Source organism: Maricaulis sp. (assembly GCF_030149515.1).
GTDB lineage: Bacteria > Pseudomonadota > Alphaproteobacteria > Caulobacterales > Maricaulaceae > Maricaulis.
This window is the reverse complement of sequence record NZ_JASBRI010000008.1, coordinates 1-26,463: the sequence shown is the minus strand read 5'-3', so window position 1 is coordinate 26,463 and position 26,463 is coordinate 1. Positions and strand designations below refer to the sequence as shown.

General features: G+C 64.5%; 25 protein-coding genes. 5 read left to right on the top strand and 20 right to left on the bottom strand.

What is annotated here, in order from left to right:
* The 3 genes from Q1U94_RS04280 to Q1U94_RS04270 all read right to left on the bottom strand — a co-directional run.
* A partial coding sequence (locus tag Q1U94_RS04280) for a hemolysin family protein (RefSeq protein ID WP_300542262.1) occupies window positions 1-1,030 on the bottom strand: 1,030 nt, incomplete at its 3' end.
* Window positions 1,031-1,110: 80 nt separating this feature from the next.
* A complete protein-coding gene (locus Q1U94_RS04275) occupies window positions 1,111-2,886 on the bottom strand; it encodes an amidohydrolase family protein (RefSeq protein WP_300542261.1) in 1,776 nt (591 codons plus the stop codon).
* A gap of 31 nt (window positions 2,887-2,917) precedes the next feature.
* Window positions 2,918-3,853 (bottom strand): bile acid:sodium symporter, encoded by a 936-nt coding sequence (locus Q1U94_RS04270; protein ID WP_300542263.1) that lies wholly within the window; start codon window positions 3,851-3,853, stop codon window positions 2,918-2,920.
* 281 nt (window positions 3,854-4,134) lie between these two features.
* Between Q1U94_RS04270 and Q1U94_RS04265 the strand changes: the two genes are divergently transcribed.
* From Q1U94_RS04265 to Q1U94_RS04250, 4 genes are all read left to right on the top strand, one after another.
* Window positions 4,135-4,602 (top strand): helix-turn-helix domain-containing protein, encoded by a 468-nt coding sequence (locus Q1U94_RS04265; protein ID WP_300542260.1) that lies wholly within the window; start codon window positions 4,135-4,137, stop codon window positions 4,600-4,602.
* Between the two features lie 107 nt (window positions 4,603-4,709).
* Window positions 4,710-5,945: a parallel beta-helix domain-containing protein gene (locus tag Q1U94_RS04260; RefSeq protein ID WP_300542259.1), complete on the top strand. Its 1,236-nt coding sequence runs from the start codon at window positions 4,710-4,712 to the stop codon at window positions 5,943-5,945.
* A 5-nt stretch (window positions 5,946-5,950) separates the two neighbouring features.
* Window positions 5,951-7,078, top strand: a complete 1,128-nt coding sequence (locus Q1U94_RS04255) for an SO2930 family diheme c-type cytochrome (RefSeq protein ID WP_300542258.1) — start codon at window positions 5,951-5,953, stop codon at window positions 7,076-7,078.
* A 148-nt stretch (window positions 7,079-7,226) separates the two neighbouring features.
* Window positions 7,227-7,541: a hypothetical protein gene (locus tag Q1U94_RS04250; RefSeq protein ID WP_300542257.1), complete on the top strand. Its 315-nt coding sequence runs from the start codon at window positions 7,227-7,229 to the stop codon at window positions 7,539-7,541.
* A 77-nt stretch (window positions 7,542-7,618) separates the two neighbouring features.
* Here the strand turns inward: Q1U94_RS04250 and Q1U94_RS04245 are convergent, their stop codons facing one another.
* The 11 genes from Q1U94_RS04245 to Q1U94_RS04195 all read right to left on the bottom strand — a co-directional run bounded on the left by Q1U94_RS04245 (window position 7,619) and on the right by Q1U94_RS04195 (window position 20,517).
* Window positions 7,619-8,992 (bottom strand): M28 family metallopeptidase, encoded by a 1,374-nt coding sequence (locus Q1U94_RS04245; protein WP_300542256.1) that lies wholly within the window; start codon window positions 8,990-8,992, stop codon window positions 7,619-7,621.
* A gap of 68 nt (window positions 8,993-9,060) precedes the next feature.
* A complete protein-coding gene (locus tag Q1U94_RS04240; protein WP_300542255.1) occupies window positions 9,061-10,035 on the bottom strand; it encodes an NADPH:quinone oxidoreductase family protein in 975 nt (324 codons plus the stop codon).
* A 33-nt stretch (window positions 10,036-10,068) separates the two neighbouring features.
* Window positions 10,069-10,989, bottom strand: a complete 921-nt coding sequence (locus tag Q1U94_RS04235) for an SDR family NAD(P)-dependent oxidoreductase (protein ID WP_300542254.1) — start codon at window positions 10,987-10,989, stop codon at window positions 10,069-10,071.
* 43 nt (window positions 10,990-11,032) lie between these two features.
* Window positions 11,033-11,494 (bottom strand): MaoC family dehydratase, encoded by a 462-nt coding sequence (locus Q1U94_RS04230; protein WP_300542253.1) that lies wholly within the window; start codon window positions 11,492-11,494, stop codon window positions 11,033-11,035.
* A complete protein-coding gene (locus tag Q1U94_RS04225; protein ID WP_300542252.1) occupies window positions 11,494-13,206 on the bottom strand; it encodes a class I adenylate-forming enzyme family protein in 1,713 nt (570 codons plus the stop codon). Before Q1U94_RS04225 ends, Q1U94_RS04230 begins: the two co-directional genes overlap by 1 nt.
* 6 nt (window positions 13,207-13,212) lie before the next feature.
* The gene (locus Q1U94_RS04220) at window positions 13,213-14,451 is read right to left on the bottom strand and encodes an acyl-CoA dehydrogenase family protein (protein ID WP_300542251.1); all 1,239 of its coding nucleotides are present in this window, start codon (window positions 14,449-14,451) and stop codon (window positions 13,213-13,215) included.
* Between the two features lie 45 nt (window positions 14,452-14,496).
* Window positions 14,497-15,300 (bottom strand): SDR family NAD(P)-dependent oxidoreductase, encoded by an 804-nt coding sequence (locus tag Q1U94_RS04215; RefSeq protein WP_300542250.1) that lies wholly within the window; start codon window positions 15,298-15,300, stop codon window positions 14,497-14,499.
* A gap of 24 nt (window positions 15,301-15,324) precedes the next feature.
* Window positions 15,325-16,464, bottom strand: a complete 1,140-nt coding sequence (locus tag Q1U94_RS04210; RefSeq protein WP_300542249.1) for an acyl-CoA dehydrogenase family protein — start codon at window positions 16,462-16,464, stop codon at window positions 15,325-15,327.
* Window positions 16,465-16,488: 24 nt separating this feature from the next.
* Window positions 16,489-17,655 carry an acyl-CoA dehydrogenase family protein gene (locus Q1U94_RS04205; protein ID WP_300542248.1) on the bottom strand — a complete coding sequence of 389 codons (1,167 nt, stop codon included), beginning with the start codon at window positions 17,653-17,655 and terminating at the stop codon, window positions 16,489-16,491.
* A 184-nt stretch (window positions 17,656-17,839) separates the two neighbouring features.
* Window positions 17,840-18,751, bottom strand: coding sequence for an acyl-CoA desaturase (locus Q1U94_RS04200; RefSeq protein ID WP_300542247.1), 912 nt, complete (start codon window positions 18,749-18,751; stop codon window positions 17,840-17,842).
* Window positions 18,752-18,879: 128 nt separating this feature from the next.
* Window positions 18,880-20,517 carry an ATP-binding protein gene (locus tag Q1U94_RS04195; protein ID WP_300542246.1) on the bottom strand — a complete coding sequence of 546 codons (1,638 nt, stop codon included), beginning with the start codon at window positions 20,515-20,517 and terminating at the stop codon, window positions 18,880-18,882.
* A 289-nt stretch (window positions 20,518-20,806) separates the two neighbouring features.
* Between Q1U94_RS04195 and Q1U94_RS04190 the strand changes: the two genes are divergently transcribed.
* Window positions 20,807-20,938 carry a hypothetical protein gene (locus Q1U94_RS04190; protein WP_300542245.1) on the top strand — a complete coding sequence of 44 codons (132 nt, stop codon included), beginning with the start codon at window positions 20,807-20,809 and terminating at the stop codon, window positions 20,936-20,938.
* Here the strand turns inward: Q1U94_RS04190 and ccmI are convergent.
* The 6 genes from ccmI to Q1U94_RS04160 all read right to left on the bottom strand — a co-directional run bounded on the left by ccmI (window position 20,935) and on the right by Q1U94_RS04160 (window position 25,813).
* Window positions 20,935-21,756: a c-type cytochrome biogenesis protein CcmI gene (gene ccmI / locus Q1U94_RS04185; protein ID WP_300542244.1), complete on the bottom strand. Its 822-nt coding sequence runs from the start codon at window positions 21,754-21,756 to the stop codon at window positions 20,935-20,937. The two genes, Q1U94_RS04190 and ccmI, sit on opposite strands and share 4 nt — an antisense overlap.
* Window positions 21,753-22,214 (bottom strand): cytochrome c-type biogenesis protein, encoded by a 462-nt coding sequence (locus Q1U94_RS04180; protein WP_300542243.1) that lies wholly within the window; start codon window positions 22,212-22,214, stop codon window positions 21,753-21,755. The genes ccmI and Q1U94_RS04180 overlap by 4 nt, the downstream gene beginning before the upstream one ends.
* Entirely contained in the window at window positions 22,211-22,756 is a 546-nt protein-coding gene (locus tag Q1U94_RS04175; RefSeq protein WP_300542242.1) for a DsbE family thiol:disulfide interchange protein, read from the bottom strand. The genes Q1U94_RS04180 and Q1U94_RS04175 overlap by 4 nt, the downstream gene beginning before the upstream one ends.
* The gene (locus tag Q1U94_RS04170) at window positions 22,753-24,747 is read right to left on the bottom strand and encodes a heme lyase CcmF/NrfE family subunit (RefSeq protein ID WP_300542241.1); all 1,995 of its coding nucleotides are present in this window, start codon (window positions 24,745-24,747) and stop codon (window positions 22,753-22,755) included. Before Q1U94_RS04170 ends, Q1U94_RS04175 begins: the two co-directional genes overlap by 4 nt.
* Complete coding sequence (locus tag Q1U94_RS04165; RefSeq protein ID WP_300542240.1) at window positions 24,744-25,151, bottom strand: hypothetical protein; 408 nt, start codon at window positions 25,149-25,151, stop codon at window positions 24,744-24,746. Before Q1U94_RS04165 ends, Q1U94_RS04170 begins: the two co-directional genes overlap by 4 nt.
* Before the next feature lie 89 nt (window positions 25,152-25,240).
* Entirely contained in the window at window positions 25,241-25,813 is a 573-nt protein-coding gene (locus Q1U94_RS04160; protein WP_300542239.1) for a hypothetical protein, read from the bottom strand.
* Between the last annotated feature and the right edge of the window lie 650 nt (window positions 25,814-26,463).

Here is a 26,463-nt window from a genome sequence, read left to right as displayed (position 1 = left end):
TGGCGGCCATGCGTTCGCGCCAGCGCTCGCGGGCAAGGATCTGCATGTCCTCGACCGTGTCGGCCTCGTCGGTGATTTCGAGCCCGAGCAGAGTTTCAACCACATCTTCCATGGTAATCAGGCCGCGCAGCGTGCCGAATTCGTCGACCACCATCGCCAGATGCCCCTTCGACCGGGTCAGCCGGTCGAAGGCGGCAGACGCGCTGAGATCGTCCCGCAGGGCGACCACATCACGCTTGTACTCGCTGATTGCACCGCTGAAATTGCCACGCGCCTGGGCCAGGAGAAGGTCGGATTTGAGAACATAGCCGGTGATGTGGTGCGCACTCTCGGCATAGACCGGCAGCCGGGAAAACGGTGTGTCGGCGTGGGTTTCGAAGAATTCGCCCACGGACAGGTCCGCATTCGCCGCCGTCATCACCGAGGCCGGTGTCATGATGTCCTCGACCTTCAGGCGATGCAGGCGCATCAGATTGGAGACGATGGCGTGCTCCTTGTCGTCCAGCACGCCTTCGCGCGCGCCGATCTCTGCCATCGCCCGCATCTCGTCGCGGGAAAAGGTGAAGGCGCTTTCGCCGGAGCGCGCGATCACCCGGGTCAGCCGTTCCGACAGCCAGACGAAGGGCATCATCACTCGGGTCAGCCACAGCACGACATGCCCCACGCTGGGCGCCAGCCGGCGCCAGTGCACGGCGCCCAGGGTTTTCGGCACGATTTCCGACAGGATCAGGATCAGCAGGGTGAGAATGGCCGAGGTCAGCCCGACGAATTCGCTGCCGAAGACGACGGCGGCCTGGGCGCCCACTCCCGCCGCACCGACCGTGTGGGCGACCGTATTCAGGGTCAGGATGGCGGCCAGCGGCCGGTCGAGATTCTTCTGCAGTTTCCGCAACGCGGCGGCGGAAGCAACCCGTTTGCGGTGCAGGGCTTCGACATGCGAGGGCCGCACCGACAACAGTACGGCTTCCGAGATCGAGCAGAAGAAGGATACGACGAGTGCCAGGGCCAGATAGGCCAGAAGTAGGGTCATGATCGGGCGAAAACGGTCTGTTGCGTCAGGGGCGGAAAAACAGGTGTAGCCTGTTTTTCCGCCCCTGCCGACCGTCGCGCCTATTCCGCCGCAGCCGGCGCGTCCTGACCGGCGCGATAGACCTTGCCCGGCCGGGCACCGGTCAGCCGTCCGCCATCCATCACAACCTCACCGGCGACAATGGTGGCCGTATAGCCGCGCGCGCCCTGGAGCAGGCGCTGCCCGCCGGCGGGCAGGTCCCGTTCCATGTGCGGCGGTTCGGACTGGAGCTTGTCCAGGTCGATGATATTGATATCGGCCTTCATCCCGGCCCGCAGATAGCCGCGGTCCTTCATGCCCATATAATCGGCCTGGCGCCCCGTGAGCATGCGCACGACGGCCGGCAGGTCGAGCCGGCGGCCGCGCGTGCGATCGCGCGTCCAGTGCGTGAGCATGTAGGTCGGCATCGACGCATCGCACACCGTGCCGACATGCGCCCCGCCGTCGGACAGGCCATAAAGCGCCTGGGGATGCTCCAGCATCCTGAGCACGTTGTCGTAGTTGAGCTCGGTATAATTGTAGAGCGGCAGATAGATCAGCTCGTGACCGTCACGCTCCAGCAGCGTGTCGTAGACCATCTCCATCAGGGCAACGCCCTTTTCCCGGGCCCGTGCGGCCAGCGAGTTTTCCGGCGGCTGTTCGTAGTCCGGCGGATCGCCGAGCTGGAAGAATTTCTCCGCCACGAACTCGATATGCTCCATCAGGAGATCGGCCAGCGGCGGCACGGAGGAGCCGGGACCGGAGAGCTTTTCGGTCTTTTCCGAAAGGACCTGCGCCTTGAATGCGGGGTCCTTCATCCTGGCAACCCGCTCTTCGAGTGGCAGGTGGGCAATGGTCTTGTAGCTGGGGTAGCCCATGAAGGGGTGGAAGGTGCAGTTGAACCCGAGAAAGACGCCGATGGCGCGCGGGGCAACCTGCATGCGGGCGTCGACCCCCTCGGCCTTGAGCCGCTCGGTGCGCTCGATCAGTTTGAGCCACTGATCCGGCGCGAAATCGCGTTGCATGAGGGAGAAGGAAAAGGGCCGGCCCGACGCCCTGGCATAGTCGGCAATGATCGCCCACTCCTCGTCGAAGTCCGCTTCGCCGCGTTCCAGATTGAAGTCGGATACGGCCTGCACCACTCCGAAATCGAGGCCTTCGAAAGCCCTGGCGATGCCGGTCAGTTCCTCGCGCGTGGATTCCGAGGACGGCGTCCAGTCGCCGTCGGCCGTCTTGTGCACATCGGAGCGGCCGGTGGCGAAACCGACCGCTCCGGCCAGCAGCGCCTCGCGCGTCAGCCGGCGCATTTCCGCAATATCGTCGTCATTGGCGGGTTCGGAATAGACCGCCCGGTCGCCCATCACATAGACCCGCAAAGGATCGTGCGGGACCATGGCGGCGATATCGATCGTGCGCGGGAGTTGCGCCAGCGCGTCGAGATATTCGGGGAAACTCTCCCATTCCCAGGTCAGGCCTTCGTGCAGGGCCGTGCCGGGAATATCCTCGACTCCCTCCATCAGCTTGATCAGCTTGTCGTGATCGTCTTCGCGCACCGGTGCGAAACCGACACCGCAATTGCCCATCACGGCCGTCGTCACGCCATGATCGACCGATGGCCGCAGGTCCGGGTCCCAGCTGGCCTGGCCGTCATAATGGGTGTGGATGTCGATAAAGCCCGGCGTCACGATCTGGCCCGTTGCGTCGATCGTACGCGCCGCGGGGCCCAGATCGGGGCCGATGGCGGCGATACGCCCGTCCTTGACCGCGATGCCGGCACGCAGGCCCCCGCCGCCGGACCCGTCATACAGTGTGCCGCCCTCGATCTTCAGATCGTACATGATGTGACCTCCCGATATCGTCGCGGCCCTCTTACGGAGCCGTCTTCTCGCCGGAGCCCAGTTTCAGCCAATCCAGGCCGCGGAACAAGCCGACCAGGCCGGTTCCCGCGATCAGATGCCACAGGCTCCACATGCCGGTGATCGCCGCAGCTCCGCCGATCCCGTCGAACTGGCTCAGCAGGATAAGCAGGCCGAGGCCGGAATTCTGGATGCCGACCTCGAATGTCAGCGAGCGCCGGTGTGCGGCATCGAGGCGCAAGGTGCGGCCCCAGGCCGAGCCCAGTCCGAAGGCGGCCGCATTGTGGATGACGACAATGGGAATCACGAGGGCGCCGGCGGCGGTGATGATGTGCCAGTTCTGCGCCGCGCCGACGACGATCAGGATGGCGATGCCGCCCAGCGACAGGGGCATCAGCACGCGGCGGATACGCGCTGCCGTGCGCGGCCAGCGGGCCGTCACCGCCATGCCGGCGGCCAGCGGGATGGCGAGCAGTCCGACGGTCTGGACGATGAAGGGCACGGGGTCGATGTCGAGCCGCCCGACGAGCGCGTCGGTGGGCGCATAGACCGAGGCCCAGAACAGGATGGAGACCGGTGTGGCGACGGCCGCGGACACGCTGGAAATGGCGGTCAGCGAGACCGAATAGGCCGTGTTGCCGCGGGCGAAATGAGTCAGCAGGTTGGAAACATTGCCGCCCGGACAGGCCGCCACCACGAACATGCCCAGGGCGATGCTCGCCGGCGGGTTGAGGATCAGGATCAGGCCCAGGGTCAACAGGGGCAGGCCCAGCAGCTGCGCCGCCACCCCGCCCAGGATGCGCACCGGCTGCCGCCTGACCGCGTCGAAGTCCTCCAGCCTGAGCGCCAGGGCCACGGTGAACATCATGCCGACCAGGATCGCGGCAATCGCCAGCCGCGTTTGGTCATCAACTATTACCCGCAGAGAATCGATCTCGCCTGGCCCCATAAACACACGCCCCGTCAAATACTTGTCACACGAATAACCGGTCCGGTCAGAAGCCTAGGCCAGCCGCAACCCATTGTCATTCCGACAAGGGGGTCGCCAAACGGAACAGAGCATGTATCCTGATACGGCATCATTTTATGCGGCCGGTATCGCTACCAGTCGAAACCGGATCGCGAGTAGTCGGACACAATATCTGGGCCCGAGGGTTCGGGGTTGTGGCTTATTTGGCGTATAAATCCTGAGGGCCGCACGGGCAGCGGCCGGTGTTTGGGGGACCAAGGATGGGTCGGAAACGTTTCGACGAAATGTCTTGTGCAATCGCGCAGACCTTGAATCAGGTCGGGGACTGGTGGACGCTTCTCATCGTCCGCGACGCCATGAAGGGCGCCCGCCGCTTCTCCGATTTCCATGAAAGCACGGGCGTCGCGAAAAACATCCTCACCGATCGCCTCAACAAGCTCGTCGCCAACGGCATCATGGCGCGCGAGGAAGTGGGTGTACGCGGCCAGCGCCAGGAATACGTACTGACCGAGCGCGGCGAAGCGCTCTTCCCCATTCTCATGGCGATGCAGCAATGGGGCGACAGGTGGATCTACGGCGAGAGCAAAGCTCCCGTCGAACTGTTCGACGTGCGCACGGGCGAGCAGCTGGCACCGATCCAGGTGGCCAATGAAAGCGGTGCGCAAGTGACGCATCGCGATATCGGCTCGCGCGAGCGCGCGGCCCGATCCCTGCGCGAGGCGGGCTGACCCCGCCCGGCCGTCGCGGGCATCCCTATTCCCGAATCGACACGAAGATTGTCCCCTCCTAACATCGCGCCGGAAAATCGGCCGCTGTGGGGAGGGATATGTCTGTGATGCGCCACGCTTTTACTGTCATTGCCGGCATTGCCGGACTGTTGCTGACCGCCTGCGGCGGACCGGCCGAGCGCGATATCGCCACCGCCGACCGCGATTACCAGAACCGGCTGATCGAACAGCTGATCGATGCGCAGCCCGGCGATGTGATCGAGATTCCCGAAGGCGTCTTCGCCTTCGACCGCTCGCTCAGCCTCACGGCCGACGGCGTGACCATACGCGGCCAGGGTGCTGACCGGACAATCCTCAGCTTCCAGGACCAGGCCCAGGGTGCCGAGGGGCTCCTGGTCACGGCCAGTGACTTCACCATCGAGGACCTGGCCATCGAGGACACGGTCGGTGACGGGCTGAAGGTGAATGAGGGCGAGAATATCGTCATCCGGCGCATCCGGGTGGAATGGACGAACGGTCCCGACACCGGCAATGGCGCCTACGGCATCTATCCGGTCCAGACCACCAATGTCCTAGTCGAGGATTCCATCGCCATCGGCGCCGCCGACGCCGGCATCTATGTCGGCCAGTCGCAGAATGTCGTCGTGCGCCGCAATCGCGCCGAATACAATGTGGCCGGCATCGAGATCGAGAACACGATCGGCGCCGACGTCTACGAGAATGTGGCAACGAACAATACCGGCGGCATTCTCGTCTTCAACATGCCGAACCTGCCCCAGCCGGGCTTTCGGACCCGCGTCTATGACAATCATGTCTTTGAAAACAATACGGGCAATTTCGGCCATGAAGGCACGCCGGTCGCCTCGATCCCGGCCGGCTCGGGCATCGTGGTGAACTCGAACGACCAGGTCGAGATCTTCGACAATGTGATCGCCGACAACCGCACGGCCAACATCATCATCTCCTCGCTGCACTCGACGGGTTATTCCGATTATTCGGCGCAGGCGGATTTCGATCCCTATCCCGAGGGCATCCATATTCACGGCAATGCCTTCGAGGGCGGTGGCAACAATCCGGACGGTCTGGATCTGCAGGGCCTGAAACTCGTTGTGGCCGGCCCCGTGGGATCGCTGCCGGACGTGCTCTGGGACGGCTATTTCGATGCCGGCAAGCTGGTGGACGGCGAAATGCCGGCCGAGCTTCGCATCTGCCTGAACAATGGCGAGGCCGGCCTGGTCAATGCCGACGGACCCAACGGGTATGAAAACCCCGCCATCACCACCGACCAGCACCGGTGTTCGCTGGACCCCCTGCCGGCGGTGCAACTGGCGCTGGCCGAGTAGCGGCCATGCGGCACGGCATACTCGCGTTCGCCCTTCTCGTGGCCGCTTGCGGCGGCCGGGAGGCGGCGAGCCCGCGTTTTGTTGCCGAGGGCAATCCGCCGCTCCTGAGCGACTGGGGCATGATGACCTCGAACGGGCGCGAACTCGTGCTCGGCGAAGGGGTCATCCCCTACGACCTCAACATGGCGCTGTTTTCCGACTACGCACACAAGCAGCGCACCCTCTGGATGCCTGACGGCGTTTCGGCCGGATACCGCGAGGACGGGGTACTGGACTTTCCGGTCGGAACCGTCATCACGAAGACCTTCTACTATCCCGGGGGGCGCGGCGCCGGCGAGGTGCTGCAGACCACCGGCACAGCGGACGGATGGCGCCCCGGCGGCCTGGACCTGTCCGGCATCCGCCTGGTCGAGACCCGGATTCTTGCACGCCGCGAGACGGGCTGGATCGCCCTGCCCTATGTCTGGAACGAGGAGCAGACAGAGGCCGAACTGCGCCGCGCCGGCGGGATCGAACGCCTGACCCTGATCGCCCCGGACGGCAACCGTCAGGACTTTGCCTATGCCGTGCCCGATGCCAATCAGTGCGCAGGCTGTCACGCCGTCGACAACACGACCCGCGCCATCCAGCCCATCGGTCCGGCGCCGCGCCATATCAATCGCGACTACGACTATGCGGACGGCCCGCGCAATCAGCTCGCCGAGTTCGCCGCCCATGGCTATCTCGCCGGCTGGCCGGGCGCAGGGACGGCGCCGCGGGCCGCCGCGCTGTCCGATCCGGACGCCGGCATCGAGGACCGCGCCCGCAGCTATCTCGACATCAATTGCGCGCATTGCCACAACCCGGCCGGTCCGGCGGACACTTCGGGTCTGCACCTCCAGCACGATGCACCGCCAGGCCCCAATCTGGGCCTTTGCAAACTGCCCATTGCCGCGGGCGGCGGCACGGGCGGCCGGCGCTTCTCGATCATGCCGGGCGAACCGGACGACTCCATACTCGTCTATCGAATGGAGACGAATGATCCAGGCGCGATGATGCCCGAACTCGGACGCGCCGTGCGCCATGAGGAGGGCATTGCCCTGATCCGGGACTGGATTTCCCGGATGGAACCGGATTGCCATGGCGCCGGCTGATTTTCTCCTGTCGCGCGATTTTTGCAATTTGGCACATTGAGGCCGGACCGGGTCTGAACTAGCATTGTCACGGGCGCACGGACGGACCGGACCACGGTCCGTTCGCTTTATCAACCATCAGCCCGTCTATTAGGGGGAGAACCAGATCATGATGCTGACTTCACTTGTTTCAGCCCTTGTCCTGCAGGCATCGCCCGTCGATGCCCTGGTCGAGAATGCGCTTCAGGTCTCGACGGCCCAGGGCAGCTACATCACCTATTTCAACGCCGACGGCACCTATACGACGGATGTCGGCATCGAAGGCAGCTGGTGGGTCGAAGGAGACCAGCTCTGCGTCGAACGCACAACCGGAGAAGGCGGCTGCGCACCGATCCAGGGCGGGCTGGATGTCGGCTCCAGCTGGGAAGGCCAGAACGCCGCCACGGGCGAGACCGTGACCTACACGATTGTCGCCCGCGACTGATCGTACCACGCACTGGAAACGAGAACGGGGCGCCTTTCAGGCGCCCCGTTTCGTGCGGGACCCGCGATACCGGGGATTTACTCTCCGAAACTGCCCGCCGCCCCCGGGAAGACGACCGGTGTTTCCGACCCGTCCACGGCAACCGCCGAGACGCCGAAATAGTAATTGTCGATGACAATATTCTCGAGCGTGTATTCGCCGACGCGGCCCACGAAACGGCTCCATTGCCATTGCGGCTGGTCGGTCAGGCGCCAGTGGACGCGATAGCCGGCCAGATTCTCCGCCGCATCACCGGCCGCCATGTCCCAGCGCAGCGTGGTCGAGGGCTGGACCGCGCCTTCGATCTCGACATTCGCCGGAAAGGGCGGCGCACCGGCCATCTGGGCCATGACGGCGATATTGAGCGCTGTCAGCTTGGCGGCATGACCGGCATTCACGCCATCCATCGTATCGCCATAGACGCGCCCGTCCTCGGTGCGCAGGTCCTGGTGCTGGCGGTCGTAATGCTCGTTCGTCTCCATGATGCGCACACCGGGAATGCCGGCATCGTTGAACGGGCGATGGTGTCCGCCACGTCCGAACCGGTCGAGCCGGTAGACCATCATCACGTCGAGATTGGGAATGTACTGGTCGGCCGTCCGGTCGACGAAACGGGCCAGATTGCGCGAGGGACTGTCGACTTCGCCGCCGGTGAAACGGCGGATCCGGGCTTCCTCCTCGGTCTCGACCGCGCGCGTGCCTTCGGAAAAGACCCGGGCCGTCGTGTTGTCGATGACACCGTTGACCCCCTCGATATTGGAGATCATGTCATTGTTCAGAACGCCCTTGATCCGCCAGCCTTCGTCCAGCGCATGCGCGGCCACGATCTGCCCGCCGAACAGGCCCTGCTCTTCGCCCGAAAGGCCGGCATAGATGATCGAACCGTCGAATTCGTGCTGGCTGAGTACCCGCGCCGCCTCGATGACGCCGGCCATGCCGGAGGCGTTGTCATTGGCGCCGGGACTGTCGGACGTGCCGTCCAGCGGATCGGTGACGCGGCTGTCGATATCGCCGGACATCATCACATAACGGTCCGGATCGATTCGTCCGCGCTGTATGGCGATGACCGAGACCACCTCGGCGGGTTCGGGAATGCGGCGTTCCCCGGAAATCGTGTCGGAGATGTACATCACCTCCAGACAGCCGCCGCACTCGGCCGAGATGCGCTCGAACTCCTCGAAAATCCAGCGCCGCGCCGCGCCGATGCCGCGCGTCTCGCTCCCGGTTTCCGACAGGGTGTGGCGGGTGCCGAAATCGACCAGCGTCTGGATATCCGCCTCGATCCGCTCGGCCGAAACCGCCGCGACATAGTCGTGCACCGCCAGGACCTCGGCGGGCGGAGCGTGTTCCTGGGCCGTACCGGGGGCCGCCAGAATCACAGCCGCAAGTACGGACGACGAAAGAATGCGCATTTGAAAACTCCCCGAATGTCTAGCTCCGGAGTGTGGGCCGGATCGGTGTCAGGTCAAGCCGGAGCCGGTCAGGGTGTCAGCACGACCTTGCCGATCGCCTTGCGCCCGGAAAGCGAATTGAACGCCTCCAGGAAATCCTCGAGCCTGTAGGTGCCGGCCACGTGCGGCTTGATCTTGCCGTCCTCGAACATCGCGAAAAGCTCGCTCATGTTCTGGCGATGCTCCTGCGGGAACCGTCCCGCCCAGGCTCCCCAGAACACGCCCACGACATGCCCGCCTTTCAGGAGGGGCAGGTTGAGCGGGAGTTTGGGAATATCGCCTGCGGCGAATCCGATCACCAGGTGCTTGCCGTCCCAGGCGATGGTGCGGAAGGCCTGTTCGGTGAAATCGCCGCCGACCGGATCGTAGATCACGTCCACGCCCTGACCGCCGGTGAGTTCCTTCACCCGGGCCTTGAGGTCCTCGCTGGAATAATTGATCAGTTCGTCGGCACCGTGTGCCTTGCACACGGCCAGTTTCTCATCGGTCGAGGCCGCCGCGATCACCGTGGCGCCCATCGCCTTGCCCAGTTCGACCGTGGCGAGGCCGACACCGCCGGCAGCGCCCAGTACCAGGAGGGTCTGACCGGGCTTCAGCCCGGCGCGCTGCTTCAGGGCATGGTAGGACGTGCCGTAGACAATGGTCAGCCCGGCCGCCGCCTCATGGGGCATCGCATCGGGAATTTTCGTCAGCGACTGGGCGGGAATGACCGCCTTGCCGGCAAACGCCCCGGTGGGTGTATTGAACAACACCCGGTCGCCGGCCGTGAAACCGTCGACGCCCTCGCCGACCTCGGCAATGACGCCGGCGCCTTCCGTGCCCGGCACGAAAGGCAGTTCGGGCTTGAACTGGTATTGCCCGCGCACGCACAGAAGGTCGGGAAAGTTGAGCCCGCCCGCCTTGACGTCGATCAGGACGTGACCCGGCTTGAGCACGGGATCCTCGACCTCCTCGACCTTCATGTTCGCTTCGGGGCCGAATTCACGGCAAAGGAGCGCTTTCATGCTCTTCCTCCCTTCGAGGATCGGTGTAATCGGTTAGCGCAGCGACACGCCCAGATGGGTCGCTGCCTTGGTCAGGAACTTGACCGACTGCTCGCCGCCGGACTGCAGCTCGCGCTGGTCGGCCGCGTCCAGCACCTTGTCCAGATTGGCCGCGACATTCTCCGGCGTCTGCTGGTCGGGCGGCAGATAAATGCCGTCGGTCTCGTAGATCTTCGTCGCCGCATAACCGCCGGCGCCGGCACACAGAATGGTGCGCGAGGGCGCATCCCCGGAGACCAGCCAGACAAGGCCGGCGGACACGGCTTCCGGACTGAGCAGGTCGAGTGCGGCCGGCGGCAGCAGATTCTCGGTCATCCGCGTCGCGGCGGTCGGCGCCAGCGCGCTGACCCGGATATCGTACTTCTGCCCTTCCAGGTGAAGCGTGTTCATGAAGCCGATCAGCGCCATTTTGGCAGCGCCGTAGTTGGACTGGCCGAAATTGCCGTAGAGGCCCGACGACGACGTCGTCATGGCGACGCGGCCATAGCCCTGCTCGCGCATGATGTCCCAGACCGCCTTGGTGCACACGACCGAGCCGGTCAGGTGCACCTGCATGACGGCCTCGAAATCGGCGAGTTCCATCTTGGCAAAGGACTTGTCGCGCAGGATGCCGGCATTGTTGACCAGCACGTCGACCCGGCCCCATTTGTCCATGGCCTGCCTCACCATGTCGGCGACCTCGTCGGCCTTGGTGACGTTGGCGGTGTGAGAGATCGCCTCGCCGCCGGCCTCGCGGATCTCGTCGGCGACATCCTCGGCGGCCGAACCGGAGCCCGTGCCGTCGACGGAGCCGCCCAGATCGTTCACCACGACTTTCGCGCCGCGTTGAGCCAGCGCCAGGGCGTGACAGCGGCCGAGGCCCAGCCCGGCACCGGTGACGATGGCCACGCGGCCGTCAAAACGGATTTCACTCATCGAACATGTCTCTCTGCTTGTTGTTCCGGGCCTGTTGTTCCGGTCAGCCGACGATCTGGAGGGTCAGCCATTGCGCCATGAGGGCGGGCTTGTCCTCACCTTCGATCTCCACGGTGACACCGTATTTGAGCATCCACTGGCCCGGATTGCGCTCCGTGGCCTCGTCCAGGACGAAACGGCCCCGAATGCGCTGGCCGGCTTTCACCGGCTGGAGGAAGCGCACCTTGTCGAAGCCGTAATTGATCCCCATCACGATCCCGTCGATCGCCAGCGACGTGCCGCCCGCCAGGCGCGAGAGCATGGACAGGGTCAGGAAGCCGTGGGCGATCGTGCCGCCGAAGGGCGTTTCCCTGACCGCGCGCTCGGGATCGATATGGATGAACTGATGGTCCTCGGTCACGTCGGCGAACTGGCCGATGCGCGACTGGTCGATCCCGATCCAGTCGGACACGCCGATTTCCTGCCCGACATGGCTGGCCAGGTCTTCCTTCCTCACTACCGGCATCAGGCCGTCTCCTCGTTCTTCAGCAGCATCTTGCGCAGGCCCGGCTTGTCGATCTTGGACGTACCGCCGCGCGGCAGCGGCGTGTCCAGGCGCCAGACCGTATCCGGGATCTTGAAGGTCGCCAGATGCGGTTTGAGAAAGGCGACAATCTCATCGTCCGGGAGGGACGCGCCCTCCCGCAAATGAATGGCAGCGCCCACGCGCTCGCCCAGCCGTTCGTCGGGAATGCCGATGACGGCCGCTTCGAGAATGTCGGGATGGCGGGCCAGCGCGCCCTCGACTTCCAGGCAGGAGACGTTTTCCCCGCCGCGAATGACCATGTCCTTGATGCGGTCGACGATGAACAGGAACCCGTCCTCGTCGATAATCCCGACATCGCCGGTCTTGAACCAGCGGTCCTCGGTGAGTACCGCCCTGGTCGCCTCGGGCTGGTTGAGATAACCGCGGAACACGGCCGGCGACTTGATCCAGACTTCGCCCGGCTGGCCCGTGGGGGTTTCCTTGCCGTTTTCGTCCACCGTCTTGATGAAGGTCACGGCCGGCAGCGGCGCACCGCAGGACCCGGGTTTGGCCTGGTATTCGGAATAGCCGTTATAGGTGCCCAGCGCATTGGTCTCGGTCAGGCCGTAGCCCGAGGACGACCAGGCCTTCGGGAAGACCTCGTTGATCTTCTGCACATGGGCTTCCGGGCGCTTGGCCCCGCCCGTTCCCATCGATTGCAGCGTGTCCAGGGAGACGCCGCGGCGCTCGGCTTCCAGCGTCAGCTCGTGGGACATGGTGGGCACGCCGACCATGTCCGTGATCCTCTCCGCCTGGATGAGATCCACGGCGTCGCCGGCATCCCATTTGCGCATCAGCACCATTTTCCGCCCCGAGAAGAGCGACATCATGAAAACCGCGTGCGACCCCGTGCAGTGGAAGAGCGGCAGGCATACCAGCACGGCCGGATCGCCTTCGGTGAAGTCCTGGTCGCCGTTGGCCAGGCGCAGGGCCGCGCCGAGCAGGGCAAAGGACAGGACCGTCGTCACCGCGCCGCGCTGGGTCAGCACGGCGCCCTTGGGCGTACCCGTCGAGCCGGAGGTGTAGAAGATCGCGAAATCGCTGTCCGGATCGATCTCGATGGCCGGCGGTTCCTTGCCGGCCCCGGCTGCGGCCATGTCCGCGAACGTGTCGTCGGCATCGTCCAGCTCGCCCCGGCCGGCAATCAGCGTCAGGCCCAGCGCCGCCTTGTGGGGCCGGATCCGCTCGATCTGGCGGGCACCGGCGATGACGATCCGCGCGCCGCTGTCGGCCAGGCCGAACGCCATTTCCTCGCTGGTCCACCAGCCATTGAGCGGCACGACCACGGCGCCTGCGGTGACAATGCCGAGGAACGACGCCATCCATTCCGGCGAGTTGCGCATCGCCAGGGCCACGCGGGTTCCAGGCGTGACGCCGTGGCGCTCGATCAGCGCATTGGCAATGGCCACCGACTTGCCCACGAGTTCGCCGAAACTCCAGCGCTGATCCTCGAAGACAACGCCGGTCTTGTCGGCATGCTCCATCGCCTTCATCAGCAGGAAACGCAGGTCCGGCGGTGCGTTTACATAGGCGAGCTGCTTGACGCCCAGAACCTCGGTCTCGCCGACATTGAGGACGTCTTCACTGGCGACGATCTGCTTGGCGATCTCTTCGAGCCGGGCGCGCGGCGGAGCGGGTTTGCGTTCGGCCATTGCAGGTCAGCCCTCCAGATTCTCGTTGAGATAGCGCTTGAGTTCCTTGCGGGCGATCACCATGCGGTGCACGGCATCGGGTCCGTCGGCAAAGCGCAGGGTGCGCAGCCCCGTCCACATGCCCGCCAGCGGCGTGTCCTGGGAGACGCCGACCCCGCCATGCATCTGGATCGCCTCGTCGACCGTATCCAGCGCCACGCGCGGGGCGATCACCTTGATCTGGGAAATCCAGGGCGCCGCAGCGCGCGGATCGCCCTGGTCCATCATCCAGGCCGCCTTGAGACACAGGAGCCGTGCCTGTTCGATCGCCATGCGGCGTTCGGCGACGATGTCGTAATTGGCGCCCAGCTTGGCCAGAGGCTTGCCGAACGCGGTCCGCGAGACCGAGCGGCGGCACAGCAGTTCCAGCGCCCGTTCGGCCTGGCCGATGGCGCGCATGCAGTGGTGGATGCGGCCCGGGCCCAGGCGGCCCTGGGAAATCTCGAAACCGCGCCCGCGGCCCAGGATCAGTGCATCCTTGGGCACGCGCACGTCGGTAAAGCGGATATGCATGTGCCCGTGCGGGGCGTCGTCATGGCCGAACACCATCATCGGCCGCAGAATCTCGATCCCGGGCGTGCGCGCATCGAGCAGGAATTGCGAATGCCGGCCGTGGCGCGGCGCATCGTCGCCTTCGGTGCGGGCCATCAGGATATAGACCGAACAGCGCGGATCCCCGGCTCCCGAGGACCAGTATTTCTCGCCGTTGAGCACCCATTCATCGCCGTCCAGCTCGGCCCTGAAGGCGATGTTGGTGGCATCCGAGGACGCCACATCCGGCTCGGTCATCAGATAGGCCGAACGGATCTGCCCTTCGAGCAGGGGCTGGAGCCATTTCTTTTTCTGCTCCTCATTCCCGTAGCGTTCGATGACTTCCATATTGCCGGTATCCGGCGCAGCGCAGTTGAACACTTCCGGCGCCAGCGGCGACCAGCCCATCTCCTCCGCAAGATAGGCGTATTCCACCGTGGTCAGGCCGAAGCCGCGATCGGAGTCCGTCAGCCAGAAATTCCACAGGCCGCGCTCGCGCGCCTTGGATTTGAGGCCTTCCAGGATTTCCGTCTGCCGCGCGGTGAAGGCCCAGCGATCCCCTTCGCGGCCGATCTCGTGGTGATAATCCGCCTCGGCCGGCATGATCTCGTCGCGCACCATGGTGCGGACCTGATCGATCAGCGGCCGGACCTTTTCAGTGATACCCAGATCCATCGTCACTCCCCTTATCGTCCGTTCATTGTTGTCATTGCTGATGTGTCACACCGGGCGGCCGCGGGCGCCCATCATGCCGCGGCGAAACTTGCGCATCCCGCCCAGCCAGCGATCGCGCTGGGTCGCGCGGATGGCTTCGTAGCCGGCCACGGTCTCGTGCGGCAGGGCAAGGAAGCGCCTTTCCTCCAGCGCCGCCAGCGTCTCGGCCGCCACGTCCGAAGGCTCGACGATCCCGTCGGCTCCGGCAATGCCGCCGGCACTGTCACCGTCGCTGGAGGCACCCAGCATATCGGTCCGCACCGCCTGCGGACACACACAGACCACCTGCAAACCCTCGTCGCCATGCGCAACGGCCAGGCTCTCGGCAAAGGAGACGGCGGCATGCTTGCTGGCTGTATAGGAGGACGCGCCGATCTGGGCGAGCAGGCCGGCCGCCGAGGCGACCAGTATAAACACGCCCCCGCCGCGCGGCTTCATGCGCGGCCAGACCTGGCGCGCACCGCGCACGGCGCCCATCACATTGACCTGGAAACTGTCCAGCCAGTCCTGGTCCGACGCCCCGGCCGCATCCCATGTCGGCGCGTCGCTGCGCAGGATGCCGGCATTGGAGACATAGATGTCGACCGGGCCCAGCTCGGCCTCGACGCGGTCCAGAAAGGCACCGATCCGGGCCTCGTCGGTCACGTCGACCTGTCCCCCGATCCCGCCGAGCGTCCCGGCCGCCTCTTCGGCGCCATCGAGATCGGCCAGCGCAATCCGGGCGCCGCGGGCGTGAAAGGCCTGTGCCAGGGCCAGCCCGATGCCGCGCGCCCCACCGGTCACGACGACGACTTTGTCCGTGTAATCCATGGTCATCCTCTCCGGGCAATCCGGTCAGTATTTGCGCATCCGGGCAAACTTGTCGGCATGGTAGTTGGCATCCCCGTAAAGCGCTTCGGCAACGCGGATACGCTTGATGTAGAAGCCGATATCGAACTCGTCGGTCATCCCGATCCCGCCATGCATCTGGATCGCCTCGCGCGCCGCAAGCTGGGCCACCTGGCCGAGCTTGGCCTTGGCGGCGCACACCATCATGGCCGCATGCTCCGGCGCCGCATCGAGTGTCTGCAGGGCTTTCAGGACGATCGACTTGCCCAGCTCCACCTCGGAATAAAGGTGCGCCGCGCGATGCTGGAGCGCCTGAAACGTGCCGATGATCTGGCCGAACTGCTTGCGTTCCTTGAGATAGTCCGCCGTCGTCTCGAGGCATTGCTGGGCCGAGCCGGACATTTCCGCTGCGAGGCCCGCGCGGCCGGCATCGAGGACGGCTTCCAGCGGTTTCAGGCCGCCATCCACCTCGCCCAGCACTGCATCGGCGGTCACATCGACATTCTCCAGCGTGACGGATGCGGAATTGCGGCTGTCGACCATGTCCGCCCGCTCGACTGACACGCCGGCCGCGTTTCGCGGCACGAGGAAAAGCGTGATGCCCTCGGCATCGGCCTCGCCCCCCGCGGTGCGGGCGGAGACAATCAGCATGTCGGCGACATGGCCTTCGGCCACGAAACCCTTGCGGCCGTTCAGCCGGAAACCATTGCCCGACCGCTCGGCTGTCACGCCGACCCGGGCGGGATTGTGCTTGCGCCCCTCGTCGACCGCGACGGCCGTGACCGCCTCGCCCGCAGCCAGTTTCGGCAGCCATTCCGACTTCTGCGCATCCGAACCGAAGCGCGAGAGCGCCGTGGCCCCCATCACCGCCGTCGACAGATAGGGCGAGGCGGTCAGCGTGCGGCCCATCTCCTCGGCAATAACGCCGGCGGCGACATAACCCATATCGACCCCGCCATGCGCCTCGGGCACAAGCACGCCCGTCCAGCCCATCTCGGCCATGGCGGCCCAGGTCTGCCGGTCGAACCCGTCTTCGGACCCGTCATCGCGCAGCTTGCGCAGCTGGCTGACGGGCGCGCTCTTGCCCAGGAAACCCCTGGCCGCGTCCTTCAGCATGTTGGCATCGTCGTTCAGCACCATGCTCATTGTCTTATCTCCTTGTGGTGCGTCTTACGCGGACGGTAGTTCGAGAATGCGCTTGGCGATGATGTTGAGCTGAACCTCGGATGTCCCGCCCTCGATCGAATTGCCCTTGGTGCGCAGCCAGTTGCGGGCGACGTCATCATCGGCGCCCCATTCCAGGGCTTCGGATCCGGCACTGTCCATCATCAGTTCGAGGCGCCGCTTGTTGAACTCGGTGCCATAGTATTTGAGCATCGAGGAGTTGGCGCCCGTGCCCTGCCCGGCCTTGGCCTCGTCCGCGACGCGTTCCATCGTCGCCATGAAGGCCAGTCCGTCGATTTCGGCACGTGCGATATCGGTGCGCAGCATCGGGTCGGCCAGGCGGCCGCTCTCGTCCAGCCCGATCTGCTGCACGGCAATATCGCCCATGGGCCGCATGGCCCCCGAGCCCATGCCGCCGATCATCTCGCGCTCGTGGGTCAGCAGGTATTTGGCAACGTCCCAGCCCCGGTTCAGTTCACCAACCAGGTTATGCTTTTCGGCCCGCGCATCGTCGAAGAAGGTTTCACAGAAGGGCGAGCGGCCGGAGATCAGCTTGATCGGCCTGGTCGACACACCCGGCTGGTCCATGTCGACCAGGATGAAGGAAATGCCCAGATGCTTGGGCGCATCGAAATCCGTGCGAACCAGGACGAAAATCCAGTCGGCCCTGTCGGCGTAGGAGGTCCAGACCTTCTGGCCGTTGACCAGGTAGTGGTCGCCCTTGTCCTCGCACTTGGTCATCAGCGAGGCGAGATCGGAGCCCGCATTGGGTTCGGAATAGCCCTGCGCCCAGCGGATCTCGCCGCGCGCGATCGGCGGCAGGTGTTCCAGCTTCTGCTCGTGTGTGCCGTATTTCAGGAGTGCCGGACCCAGCATCCAGATCCCGAAGGACTGCAGGGGGGTGCGCGCCTTGATGCGCTGCATTTCCTCGCGCAGCACCTTGGCTTCCGGCTTGGATAATCCGGCCCCGCCGTATTCCACAGGCCATTCCGGTACGGTCCAGCCCTTTGCCGCCATCCTGTCGAGCCACAGTTTTTGCGGTTCGGTAAAGTTGAACTTTTTCCCGCCCCAGACGATGTCGGCTTCACTCTCCATCGGCTGACGCATTTCTTCGGGACAATTGGCGTCCAGCCAGTCCCGGACTTCCGCGCGGAAGGCATCCAGATCGGGCATGTTCTCCCCTTTATCGATTTTTTCGAGCATTCGGTATGATGCACTTGCGAAGACGTTAGCGCCGTTGCAGCAAGGCGTCCATGCCGGGAAGCGGCAATTTCAGCGGTTTTTTGGTCGCAGGGACCCCGGTAACAAAAAAGCCCCGGCCTTTGCCGGGGCTTCATCGCCAAAATATCAAACAAGCCTAGTCGGCAAACTGGGGCGCAATCTCCAGATTGCGGGCCAGGCCGAGCCGGCGCATGACCAGAAGCATGGTGCCGTTATAGTCCACGATCCGGTTCCAGATGCCCTTCTTGGGCAGGTGCAGGGCCGAGCGCGGAAAATCGTGGTGATGGTCATGCAGCGCCTCGCCTCCGGTCAGGAGGGCCAGCAGATAATCGAACCATTTCGGCGTCTTCATGTGGCCGAACACGTTCACACCCAGCGTGGTGGCATGAAATTGCAGGCCGCGGCCGATCACCACGGAGGCATGGATCAGCGCCGTGAAGATGAGCGAGCCGCCCGTCAGCGCAACGATCAGATAGATGGCCGCAGGCACGATCAGATGCATCGCGAGGGACAGGGAGATGTGGAACCGGTCGGCAAAGCGCACGACCGGATTGTCCTTCAGCCACATCGGCATCGGCCGCTTCAAATCGTTCTCGTCGCGCCAGAGGATCCAGCCCACCCAGGCCCAGACCTTGCTCTCCAGCGGATTGTGCGGATCGCCCGGCTTGTCGGCGAAACGGTGATGCTGGGAGTGATAGTTCACCCAGTCCTTCAACGTGCCCTGCATGGCCAGGATGCAGTTGAACATGATGACGATCTGGGCCGGCCAGTGGATCTCGCCGGCGCGGTGCTGCCAGATGCGGTGCAGCGGACCGATCCCTTGATTGCACAGGAAAATGGTCAGGGCGACGACGCCCAGGCAGACCGGCGCATACCACCAGTGCAGTGTCAGCCCGTTCAGCGCGAGGCCGAGAATGAGCATGGTGGTCAGCAGGGCGACGCCGAGCGCCGGATAGATGATGGCGGAAAAGGCGCTGGCCCAGTTCAGGGTACGCCAGGACTTCAGAATGGCCTCGGAGCGCGCAACGATCCGCTGGTCAAGATTCATGGGGTTCACTCGTCAGGAAATCGGAATACTCGGTACGGGAATCTTATCCGTCAATGTCGGACCTCCCGGTCGGCAGGTCAATTCAGTTTGTGAACCTAGCCTGCTTCGCCGCAAAGCCGGCTCATAAATCAATCGCTATCCGTAATATGTGAATACCGGTCCTTCGGATCGCGCGGCCACTCGATGTGGAAACTGGCACCCTCGCCGGGCCGGCCCTCGGCCCAGATCTCTCCGCCATGCCGCTCGACGATGCGCTGGCAAAGCGCCAGGCCGATTCCGGTTCCGGGATAGTCACCCCGGCCATGCAGACGTTTGAAGACCTCGAAAATCCGCCGCGCATGTTCGGGCGCGAAGCCGATCCCGTTGTCGTCGACCCGGATATGCCACGCCAGATCACCCGACGCGGCCGTCGTGACACGGATCACCGGTGACCGGTCGGCGCAGCGGTACTTCACCGCATTTCCCAGCAGGTTGTGCACCAGCTGACGCATCAATACGGGATCGCCGCGGACCGGAGCGGCGGCATCGCATTCGATCCGGCCGGCACATTGCTCCAGTACCAGGTCGAAATCGCCTGCCACCTCCTTGACCAGGGCCCCCAGATCCACATCCTGGATTTCCAGGGAGACGTGGGTCGAGCGCGAATAGTCGAGCAGATCGCGTATCAGGCGCTGCATGCGCCCGGCACCATCCACCATGATGCCGAGCAGGTTGACGCCGCGCTGATCGAGGCGGTCGGCATAGTCGCGCTTGAGCAGGTCCCCGAACGCCGAAATCTTGCGCAGCGGTTCCTGCAGGTCGTGGGACGCCACATAGGCAAAGCGCTCGAGCTCGGCATTGGACTGGCGCAGCGCTTCGGCCTGTTCGTGCAGCTTGCGGTCGGCCGCCTTGCGCGCCGTGATGTCGTCCACCGATCCGGCCATGCGCAGGGCGGTACCGTCCGGTGCCCAGACGGCCTGCCCGCGGGCATGGATCCAGACATAAAACCCGCTTTCGTGACGCAGCCTGTATTCGATGTCGAACGGTTTGCGCTCGGCCATGTGTGCATTCACGGCGAGCATCACCCGGTCACGGTCCACGGGATGCAACCGGTCGCCGAACTCGTCAAAGGTCGGTTTGAAATCCGCCGGGTCCAGCCCGACAATCTCCATGAAGCGGGGCGACCAGAACAATTCGTCGGTGCGGACGTCCCAATCCCACAGGCCCACGCTGGAGCCTTCGACCGCGAGATGAAAGCGCTCATTGGCCATACGCAGCGCGATGTGCTGGCCGATCAGTGCCGCAGCGGTCTCGAAGACCGCCATGTCATCGGCACCAAAGGGCTGTCCCCCGGGATCCGGTGCCGTCAGATTGAGCGTGCCATATACCCGGCCCTGGGCAAACAGACGCGCGCCGATATAGGTCTCCAGCTGCATCGCCCTGTAGCAAGGATGGTCCCTGTAGAGACTGTCCGAGGCCTTGTGCACATAGAGCGGCCTTTCCAGGGCGATGACGCGTTCGCAATAGGTCTCGGCGAGATCGAACCGGTCGCCCGCACGCACCGTGCCCGACGCGTCGATCACTTGCTCGACCGTATAGTTGTTGCGTTCGACGGAGCTGACGATGGCGAGCGGCAGGTCGAAATAATCGCGCACCGACCTGAGAAGCCGGGCGATTGCCGCATCGTGATCATGTCCGGCTTCCGCGCTGGTCTGCACCAGCGACATCAGGGTTGACTGCGCGCGCGCCAGTCCCAGGGACGGCGCAGCCTCCTCCATAGCGGTCATCTATATTCTTCGGCCTTCCCAACAAGGCCGAATCCTCTTGCCCAATTTGTTAATTCTACTGCAAATCGCCGCCCGGCGACAGGCCGCGCCGGTCATATCTAATCATCCCGGCCCGCCGATTTATCGTTTCTCGGGATGGACGAAGTGTCGGCATTACGGTTTCGTAACCATAACGAAAACTCGATTCACGGCTGGGGAGGCGTCGATGAGGGGCGGATTGACGATTTTGGCGGGCGCTGTGGCCGCGGCGGGGGCGTTTGCCCTTTGCCCCTCTGCGATCCGTGCGGACATGGCCGAACGGACAGGCGTACCCGAACACGTCTATCTGGAAGCCGAGCGGCAGCTGACGGTCTTCATCAACTGGGCCCGCAATGACGGTGCCCGTCCCGGCCGGGACGATCACCGGGAACTCGCAACCTAGTCGCCCCCCTCTTCGACGGCTGCAGCAAGACGCGCCTCGATCATCGAGCGATACCCCGCGTCCTCAGGCGCATCCTCAAGCAGCGCTTGCCACTCGGCCAGCGCTGCTTCTTCATTCCCGTCCTGATAATCGGCCTCCGCCAGGAAAAAGCGGGCGCGAACATCGCCCGGCTCAAGGTCGAGCGCCCGGGAGAAGGCCTCGCGCGCCCGGGGCGTCATGCTGCCGTTTTCGCCGAACAGGTAGGCCTGTCCCAGCGAAGAGAAGAGATAGGCGCTGTCCGGCACGCGGTCGATCGCGTTTTCGAAGGCGATCGCCGCCTCGTCATAGCGGCCGAGGGTGAGATAGGCCTGCCCCAGCACCGCCCAGCCGCGCGGATTCTCCGGATTGGCCATGAGGTCGGCGGCCAGGGCATCGATCTCCGCCATCACGGCCTGGACGTCGTCGGGCATCGCCGGGGCAGACGGCGCAGGGCGGGCGCCGGCCAGATGCGGACTGCCGATCGCCATATAGATCAGCACGGCCGTCATGGCAGTCAGGACACTGGCGACGATCAGGCCCAGGCGAAAGCGCGGGCTCTCCGTGTCCGGCTCCGCGCGACAATGGCCGGCCGCGGCGGCCCGGCGGCGGATGTCCCGTTCCGCGGCCTGCGCCTCGGCGGGTTCGACCAGCCCGAGTTCGGCATCGCGGCGCAATTCCTCGAGCTGTCCGGCGAACGCTCCCATGCCGCTGGCCGTTTCGTGCCGCGTACGGCGCAGCGCCGGCAGCGCCAGTGCGATGACAACCAGGCTCGCGATCAGTGCGATCAGGATCCAGATCACGACAGCCCCTCCTCATCGGTCAGGGCCGAGGCCCTCGCCGCATCATCCTCGCGGTCCGCCACGGCCACGCGCCGTTTCTGGGTCCGCACGAACAGGACGATCCCCGCCGCACCGCCGATGAGCACGATCACCGGAAACAGCCACAGACCCAGCGTATTGCCCTGAACGGGCGGCATCATCAGGACATAGTCGCCATAGCGTTCCTGCAGCCAGGCCCGCACTTCGGCATCGCTGTCGCCGGCCAGCAGGCGCTCGCGCACGACGGCCCGCATGTCGGCCGCCAGCGGCGCATTGGAATCGTCGATACTCTGGGACTGGCAGACGACGCAGCGCAATTCCGCATAGAGCGCCCGGGCCCGGGCCTCCAGGGCCGGATCGTCCAGCCGCTCGTCCGGTCCCGGCGTCGCGAGCGCCGGGGCGCTGAAGACCAGTGCGAGGATTACGAGAAGACGCGTCATCCCTGCTCCGCCTCCGACTGCAAATGCTCGACCAGCGGGCGCAATGTGTCGCGCCAGGCCTCCGGCGTGATGACGCCGACATGGCGGTAACGCACGCGCCCTGCCCGGTCGATCAGGAAGGTTTCGGGCGCGCCCGTCAGCCCCAGGTCGATCGCCACGCGCCCCTCGCTGTCATCCCCGACCCGGACATAGGGATTGCCGTTTCGTTCCAGCCAGGCGGTACCGGCACCGGGCGGATCCTTCCAGTCGATCCCGTAGATGGGCACCGCGCCCGAGCGCGCGATCTGCATCAGCATGGGATGTTCCACGGCACAGGGCGGACACCAGGAGCCGAACACGTTGAGCAGGCTGACCTGGCCGCGCAGATCGCGGCTGGACAGTCCCGCGTCGAAGCCCTCGAGGGGCGGCAGGTCGAAGGGCGGCAATTCCCGGTCGATCAGCTGGGAGGGGATCTCGGAGGGATCCTCGCGCAGGCCCAGGCCGAAATAGACCGCCATCACGGCGAACAGGAGCAGCGGGACAAACAGGACAAGCCGGGTCATGCATCCACCTCACCGGCTGCGGCGGCCGGGACCGGCGGTGCCGGCCGCCGCGCCGCCAGGGCCCGCCGCCCGCGGTCGGCGATCGACAACAGCCCGCCCAGGGCCAGGATCGCCGAGCCGATCCACAGCCACATCGCGAAGGGATAGATATAGGCGTGAACCGGCCAGCCGCGCTCCGGCGACGGCTCGCCCAGCGTGACATAGAGATCGCCCGTGGCGCGGGTACGGATCGCGCTTTCCGTGGTCGACATCTGGCGCACCGGATAGAAGCGGCGTTCGGCCACGAGCCCGCCCAGATCGCGCTGGCCGCGGGTGACCGAAAAGGCGCCCTCCTCGGAAACGAAATTCGCCCGCTCGGTCCGTCGCACATCGTCGAGCGTGAGCGTATAGCCGCCCAGCTGCAGGGACTGGCCCGGCATCATGAAAGCGCTGGTCTCCTGTTTCCAGGCGCTCACCCCGGTGATCGCGAACACAGTCACGGCAAGGCCGAAATGGGCCACGGCCATGCCCCAGATGCCCAGCGGCAGGCGCGCTGCCCGGGCCAGCGAAGCGCCCGGACCGGCGTCGAAGAGCCTGGTGCGCTGGGCCAGGTCGATGGCGACGCCCACGGCGATCCACAGGGCCAGTGCCGTGCCCAGCGCGCCGGCAATCCGGGTCCGGTCCGCGATCCAGAACGCGACAAGCCCGGCGGCCAGGGCCGCAACGAGCGCGGGGGCGAGCTTCCTGGCGATCGGGGCCAGCCTGCCACGCTTCCAGGCCAGCATTCCCGACACCGGGACCAGGATCAACAGCACGCCCATAAGCGGGTTGAACGTGGCGTTGAAGAAAGGGGCACCCACGGTGATCGTCTGGTCGGACACGGTGGTGACGAAGAGCGGATAGAAGGTGCCGAAGAAGACCAGCGCACAGGCGGCGCCGATGAAGAGATTGTTGACCAGCAAGGTGCTTTCCCGGCTCACCTCGGAAAACATGCCCGTGGGTTTGAGAAGGCCTGCGCGCAGCCCGAACAGGGCCAGCGACCCGCCGATCACGCCGATCAGGATGGCCAGGATGAAGACGCCGCGCGTCGGGTCGACGGCGAAGGCGTGCACCGAGGTCAGAACGCCCGAGCGGACCAGGAAGGTCCCGGCCAGCGACAGGGAAAAGGCCAGCAATGCCAGAAGAACGGTCCAGGCTTTCAGCGTGTCGCGCTTTTCCATCACGCGCAGCGAATGGATGAAGGCCGTGCCCGCCAGCCAGGGCATCAGCGAGGCGTTTTCCACCGGGTCCCAGGCCCACCAGCCGCCCCAGCCCAGTTCGTAATAGGCCCAGCTGGCCCCCAGGGCGATGCCGACGGTGAGGAAACACCACGCCGTAAGGGCCCAGGGACGCACGATGCGCGCCCAGCGGGCATCCACCTTGCCATCCAGCAGGGCGGCGACGGCAAACGAAAAGGTGATCGAAAAGCCGACATAACCGGCATAGAGCATGGGCGGATGCGAGGCGAGACCGGGGTCCTGCAGCAGCGGATTGAGATCCTGCCCGTTTTCCGGCGCCGGCCAGAGCCGCGCGAACGGATTCGAGGTGAAGATCAGGAAGGCGGTGAAGGCCGCCGTGATCAGCGATTGCACCGCGAAGGTCATCGACACCAGCCGCGCCTCCACCGGTTTTGCCGTCAGCGCCAGGGCAGCGGTATAGCCCGTGAGGATCAGCGCCCAGAGCAGCATCGAGCCCTCGTGATTGCCCCAAACGCCGGTCAGCTTGTAGATGAAGGGCTTGTCGGTATGGGAGTTTTCCGCGACCACAAGGGCGGAAAAATCGGACAGGGCGAACAGCGCCGTCAGGCAGGCAAAGGCCGCCAGCACAAGCGCGAACTGCGCCAGCGCCCCGGCCCGCGCGAAATCGTGCACCACGCGATCGCCCGTGCGCAGCCCGGCAAAGGTCAGGACCGACTGGCCCAGGGCGACAACAAAGGCGAGGATCAGGGCAAACTGCCCGAGTTCAGCAATCATGCCGGGGACTTCTTACGGGAAAGCCCGAAGGTCAAGGCGCAGGGTGTCGCAGGGGCCAGCCTGATGCACCACCCCCCGCCGCTGTCGTTGACATGCGCCACGATCGAGCCGCGCTCGTCCGCGATCAGCCAGGCGCGGGTGCCCGCACCGGTATACTGCACCGGCGGCTCGTCCATCCCCGAACCGTGCACATAGCGCGCCTGCATGGTGCCATTGCCGTCATACTCCGCGATCAGGTCGAGCCCGTCATGGAGGAACTCCCGGAAGGTCACCCCGGTGCCCGAGGTGGCCTGCAGGCGGCCGGCCGGATCGTAGGCGAGCGCGATATTCGAGGACCCGCCCACATCGGTCAGGCGGTTGTATTGATCGTAGCCATAGGTCTCGCCCGTGTGATCGCGGCTCATATTGCCCCGCCCGTCGTATTGCGGGGCGGTCGACTGGCCAGGTTATGGCAGAGAAACGGCGCATCTCTCCGTTTCTTGCAAATAGCGCCTCAAGTGCTTAGTGACTGCAATATTGCCTTATTCATGGGCGACCCAGCCTTCTCTATCATAGTACGAATTCTGCGCTCTAGGTCATCCGCCCCGCATTGGGCCGTAACACAGGCCGCAATTCCGAGAAATGCAGTAGATGTCAACATGGGAGCACTCAGCAAGTATCTCACCATTCTATCTACTGAAACGAAATCTGGATAAAGTTTAAAAAACATTTTTTTAAACAAAATTAAAGCAGATTCCAAATCTGAATATGTGTGAAACGCGTTCCCAGGGGGAGCTGTTGCGCCCATTTTTTTAAAAGCCGGAGCAATTAAATCCCTAGTCATCACCATATCTCGGGACCCTACACTCGCCCTCAGTCCGTTGGATACAGCTTCAGCCGCTCTTCCAGAGCAGTTCCGTGCGTGAATCACCGCAACCACAATCAAATTATTAGAAGCCACTTCAGCAAGCACCATTAGTTGATGATGTTCGCTGAGCTCCAATATGCAGGCTCCGCGTTCTTCCTTCGAAAACCCAGCCGCACACGCTGCATTCTCGAAGTCAATAAGAGACAAACGTTCCAACATAGATGGACTTACCCAAGCCGTTTGATATGAATCTTAAAAGATTAGCTCACGCTACTCTAGTCGCAATGCCATTCCGTAACAGGTTCCCCGGTCACACCTTGATCGCGAAGGCTAACATAGGGAATAAGACCAACGGTGAGCGGAATTACACCCAAGGGTACTGCATCCCCGCGCAAGATTGCCGCTTGAACAGCTCTTTGATTAGGTGTGAGGCGTGCATTCGGTCCTGATTTTAGCTCCATGAACCAAAAATGCCCCGCTCCCCCAGCATCCGATTGCACTTGCACGACTAGGTCCACATTGCTCCAAACCCCAGTAGCAGGATCAAGCACGCGCATTTGAGACGCGACGGAGCACCCTTCTTCCCTATAGCGATCACGGGCTTCTCGTTCCCGATTTATCCCACGCTCCCGATTCTGACGAAGCAAATCACTCGGCGTGATTGGTGTGGCCATTCCAACCGGAAAGCCTGCCTGGACATACCCGCCGCCGCCCGGCAGGGTCCAAGCGCGACCGCCAGGTGAACCATTCGAGCCGCCCCCGCCATTCCCGCAAACAATGATCTGGTCGCCCTCCTCGTCTCTTTGTCCCGTTGGAACGCAATGATCGTAGGTCCGGAGCCGAACCCGGCTTAGCCCCAACGGATCGAC

Coding starts and splice junctions, on each gene's coding strand:
- Q1U94_RS04165 (WP_300542240.1), bottom strand. CDS start 25,151: ATGAGCCGCGATCACACGGGCGAGACCTATGGCTACGATCAATACAAC.
- Q1U94_RS04190 (WP_300542245.1), top strand. CDS start 20,807: ATGGCCGAACGGACAGGCGTACCCGAACACGTCTATCTGGAAGCCGAG.
- Q1U94_RS04195 (WP_300542246.1), bottom strand. CDS start 20,517: ATGACCGCTATGGAGGAGGCTGCGCCGTCCCTGGGACTGGCGCGCGCG.
- Q1U94_RS04250 (WP_300542257.1), top strand. CDS start 7,227: ATGATGCTGACTTCACTTGTTTCAGCCCTTGTCCTGCAGGCATCGCCC.
- Q1U94_RS04175 (WP_300542242.1), bottom strand. CDS start 22,756: ATGACCCGGCTTGTCCTGTTTGTCCCGCTGCTCCTGTTCGCCGTGATG.
- Q1U94_RS04235 (WP_300542254.1), bottom strand. CDS start 10,989: ATGAGTGAAATCCGTTTTGACGGCCGCGTGGCCATCGTCACCGGTGCC.
- Q1U94_RS04180 (WP_300542243.1), bottom strand. CDS start 22,214: ATGACGCGTCTTCTCGTAATCCTCGCACTGGTCTTCAGCGCCCCGGCG.
- Q1U94_RS04275 (WP_300542261.1), bottom strand. CDS start 2,886: ATGTACGATCTGAAGATCGAGGGCGGCACACTGTATGACGGGTCCGGC.
- Q1U94_RS04210 (WP_300542249.1), bottom strand. CDS start 16,464: ATGAGCATGGTGCTGAACGACGATGCCAACATGCTGAAGGACGCGGCC.
- Q1U94_RS04245 (WP_300542256.1), bottom strand. CDS start 8,992: ATGCGCATTCTTTCGTCGTCCGTACTTGCGGCTGTGATTCTGGCGGCC.
- Q1U94_RS04160 (WP_300542239.1), bottom strand. CDS start 25,813: ATGTTGGAACGTTTGTCTCTTATTGACTTCGAGAATGCAGCGTGTGCG.
- Q1U94_RS04260 (WP_300542259.1), top strand. CDS start 4,710: ATGCGCCACGCTTTTACTGTCATTGCCGGCATTGCCGGACTGTTGCTG.
- Q1U94_RS04230 (WP_300542253.1), bottom strand. CDS start 11,494: ATGCCGGTAGTGAGGAAGGAAGACCTGGCCAGCCATGTCGGGCAGGAA.
- Q1U94_RS04240 (WP_300542255.1), bottom strand. CDS start 10,035: ATGAAAGCGCTCCTTTGCCGTGAATTCGGCCCCGAAGCGAACATGAAG.
- Q1U94_RS04270 (WP_300542263.1), bottom strand. CDS start 3,853: ATGGGGCCAGGCGAGATCGATTCTCTGCGGGTAATAGTTGATGACCAA.
- Q1U94_RS04220 (WP_300542251.1), bottom strand. CDS start 14,451: ATGGATCTGGGTATCACTGAAAAGGTCCGGCCGCTGATCGATCAGGTC.
- Q1U94_RS04200 (WP_300542247.1), bottom strand. CDS start 18,751: ATGAATCTTGACCAGCGGATCGTTGCGCGCTCCGAGGCCATTCTGAAG.
- Q1U94_RS04265 (WP_300542260.1), top strand. CDS start 4,135: ATGGGTCGGAAACGTTTCGACGAAATGTCTTGTGCAATCGCGCAGACC.
- Q1U94_RS04255 (WP_300542258.1), top strand. CDS start 5,951: ATGCGGCACGGCATACTCGCGTTCGCCCTTCTCGTGGCCGCTTGCGGC.
- Q1U94_RS04225 (WP_300542252.1), bottom strand. CDS start 13,206: ATGGCCGAACGCAAACCCGCTCCGCCGCGCGCCCGGCTCGAAGAGATC.
- Q1U94_RS04215 (WP_300542250.1), bottom strand. CDS start 15,300: ATGGATTACACGGACAAAGTCGTCGTCGTGACCGGTGGGGCGCGCGGC.
- Q1U94_RS04205 (WP_300542248.1), bottom strand. CDS start 17,655: ATGCCCGATCTGGATGCCTTCCGCGCGGAAGTCCGGGACTGGCTGGAC.
- Q1U94_RS04170 (WP_300542241.1), bottom strand. CDS start 24,747: ATGATTGCTGAACTCGGGCAGTTTGCCCTGATCCTCGCCTTTGTTGTC.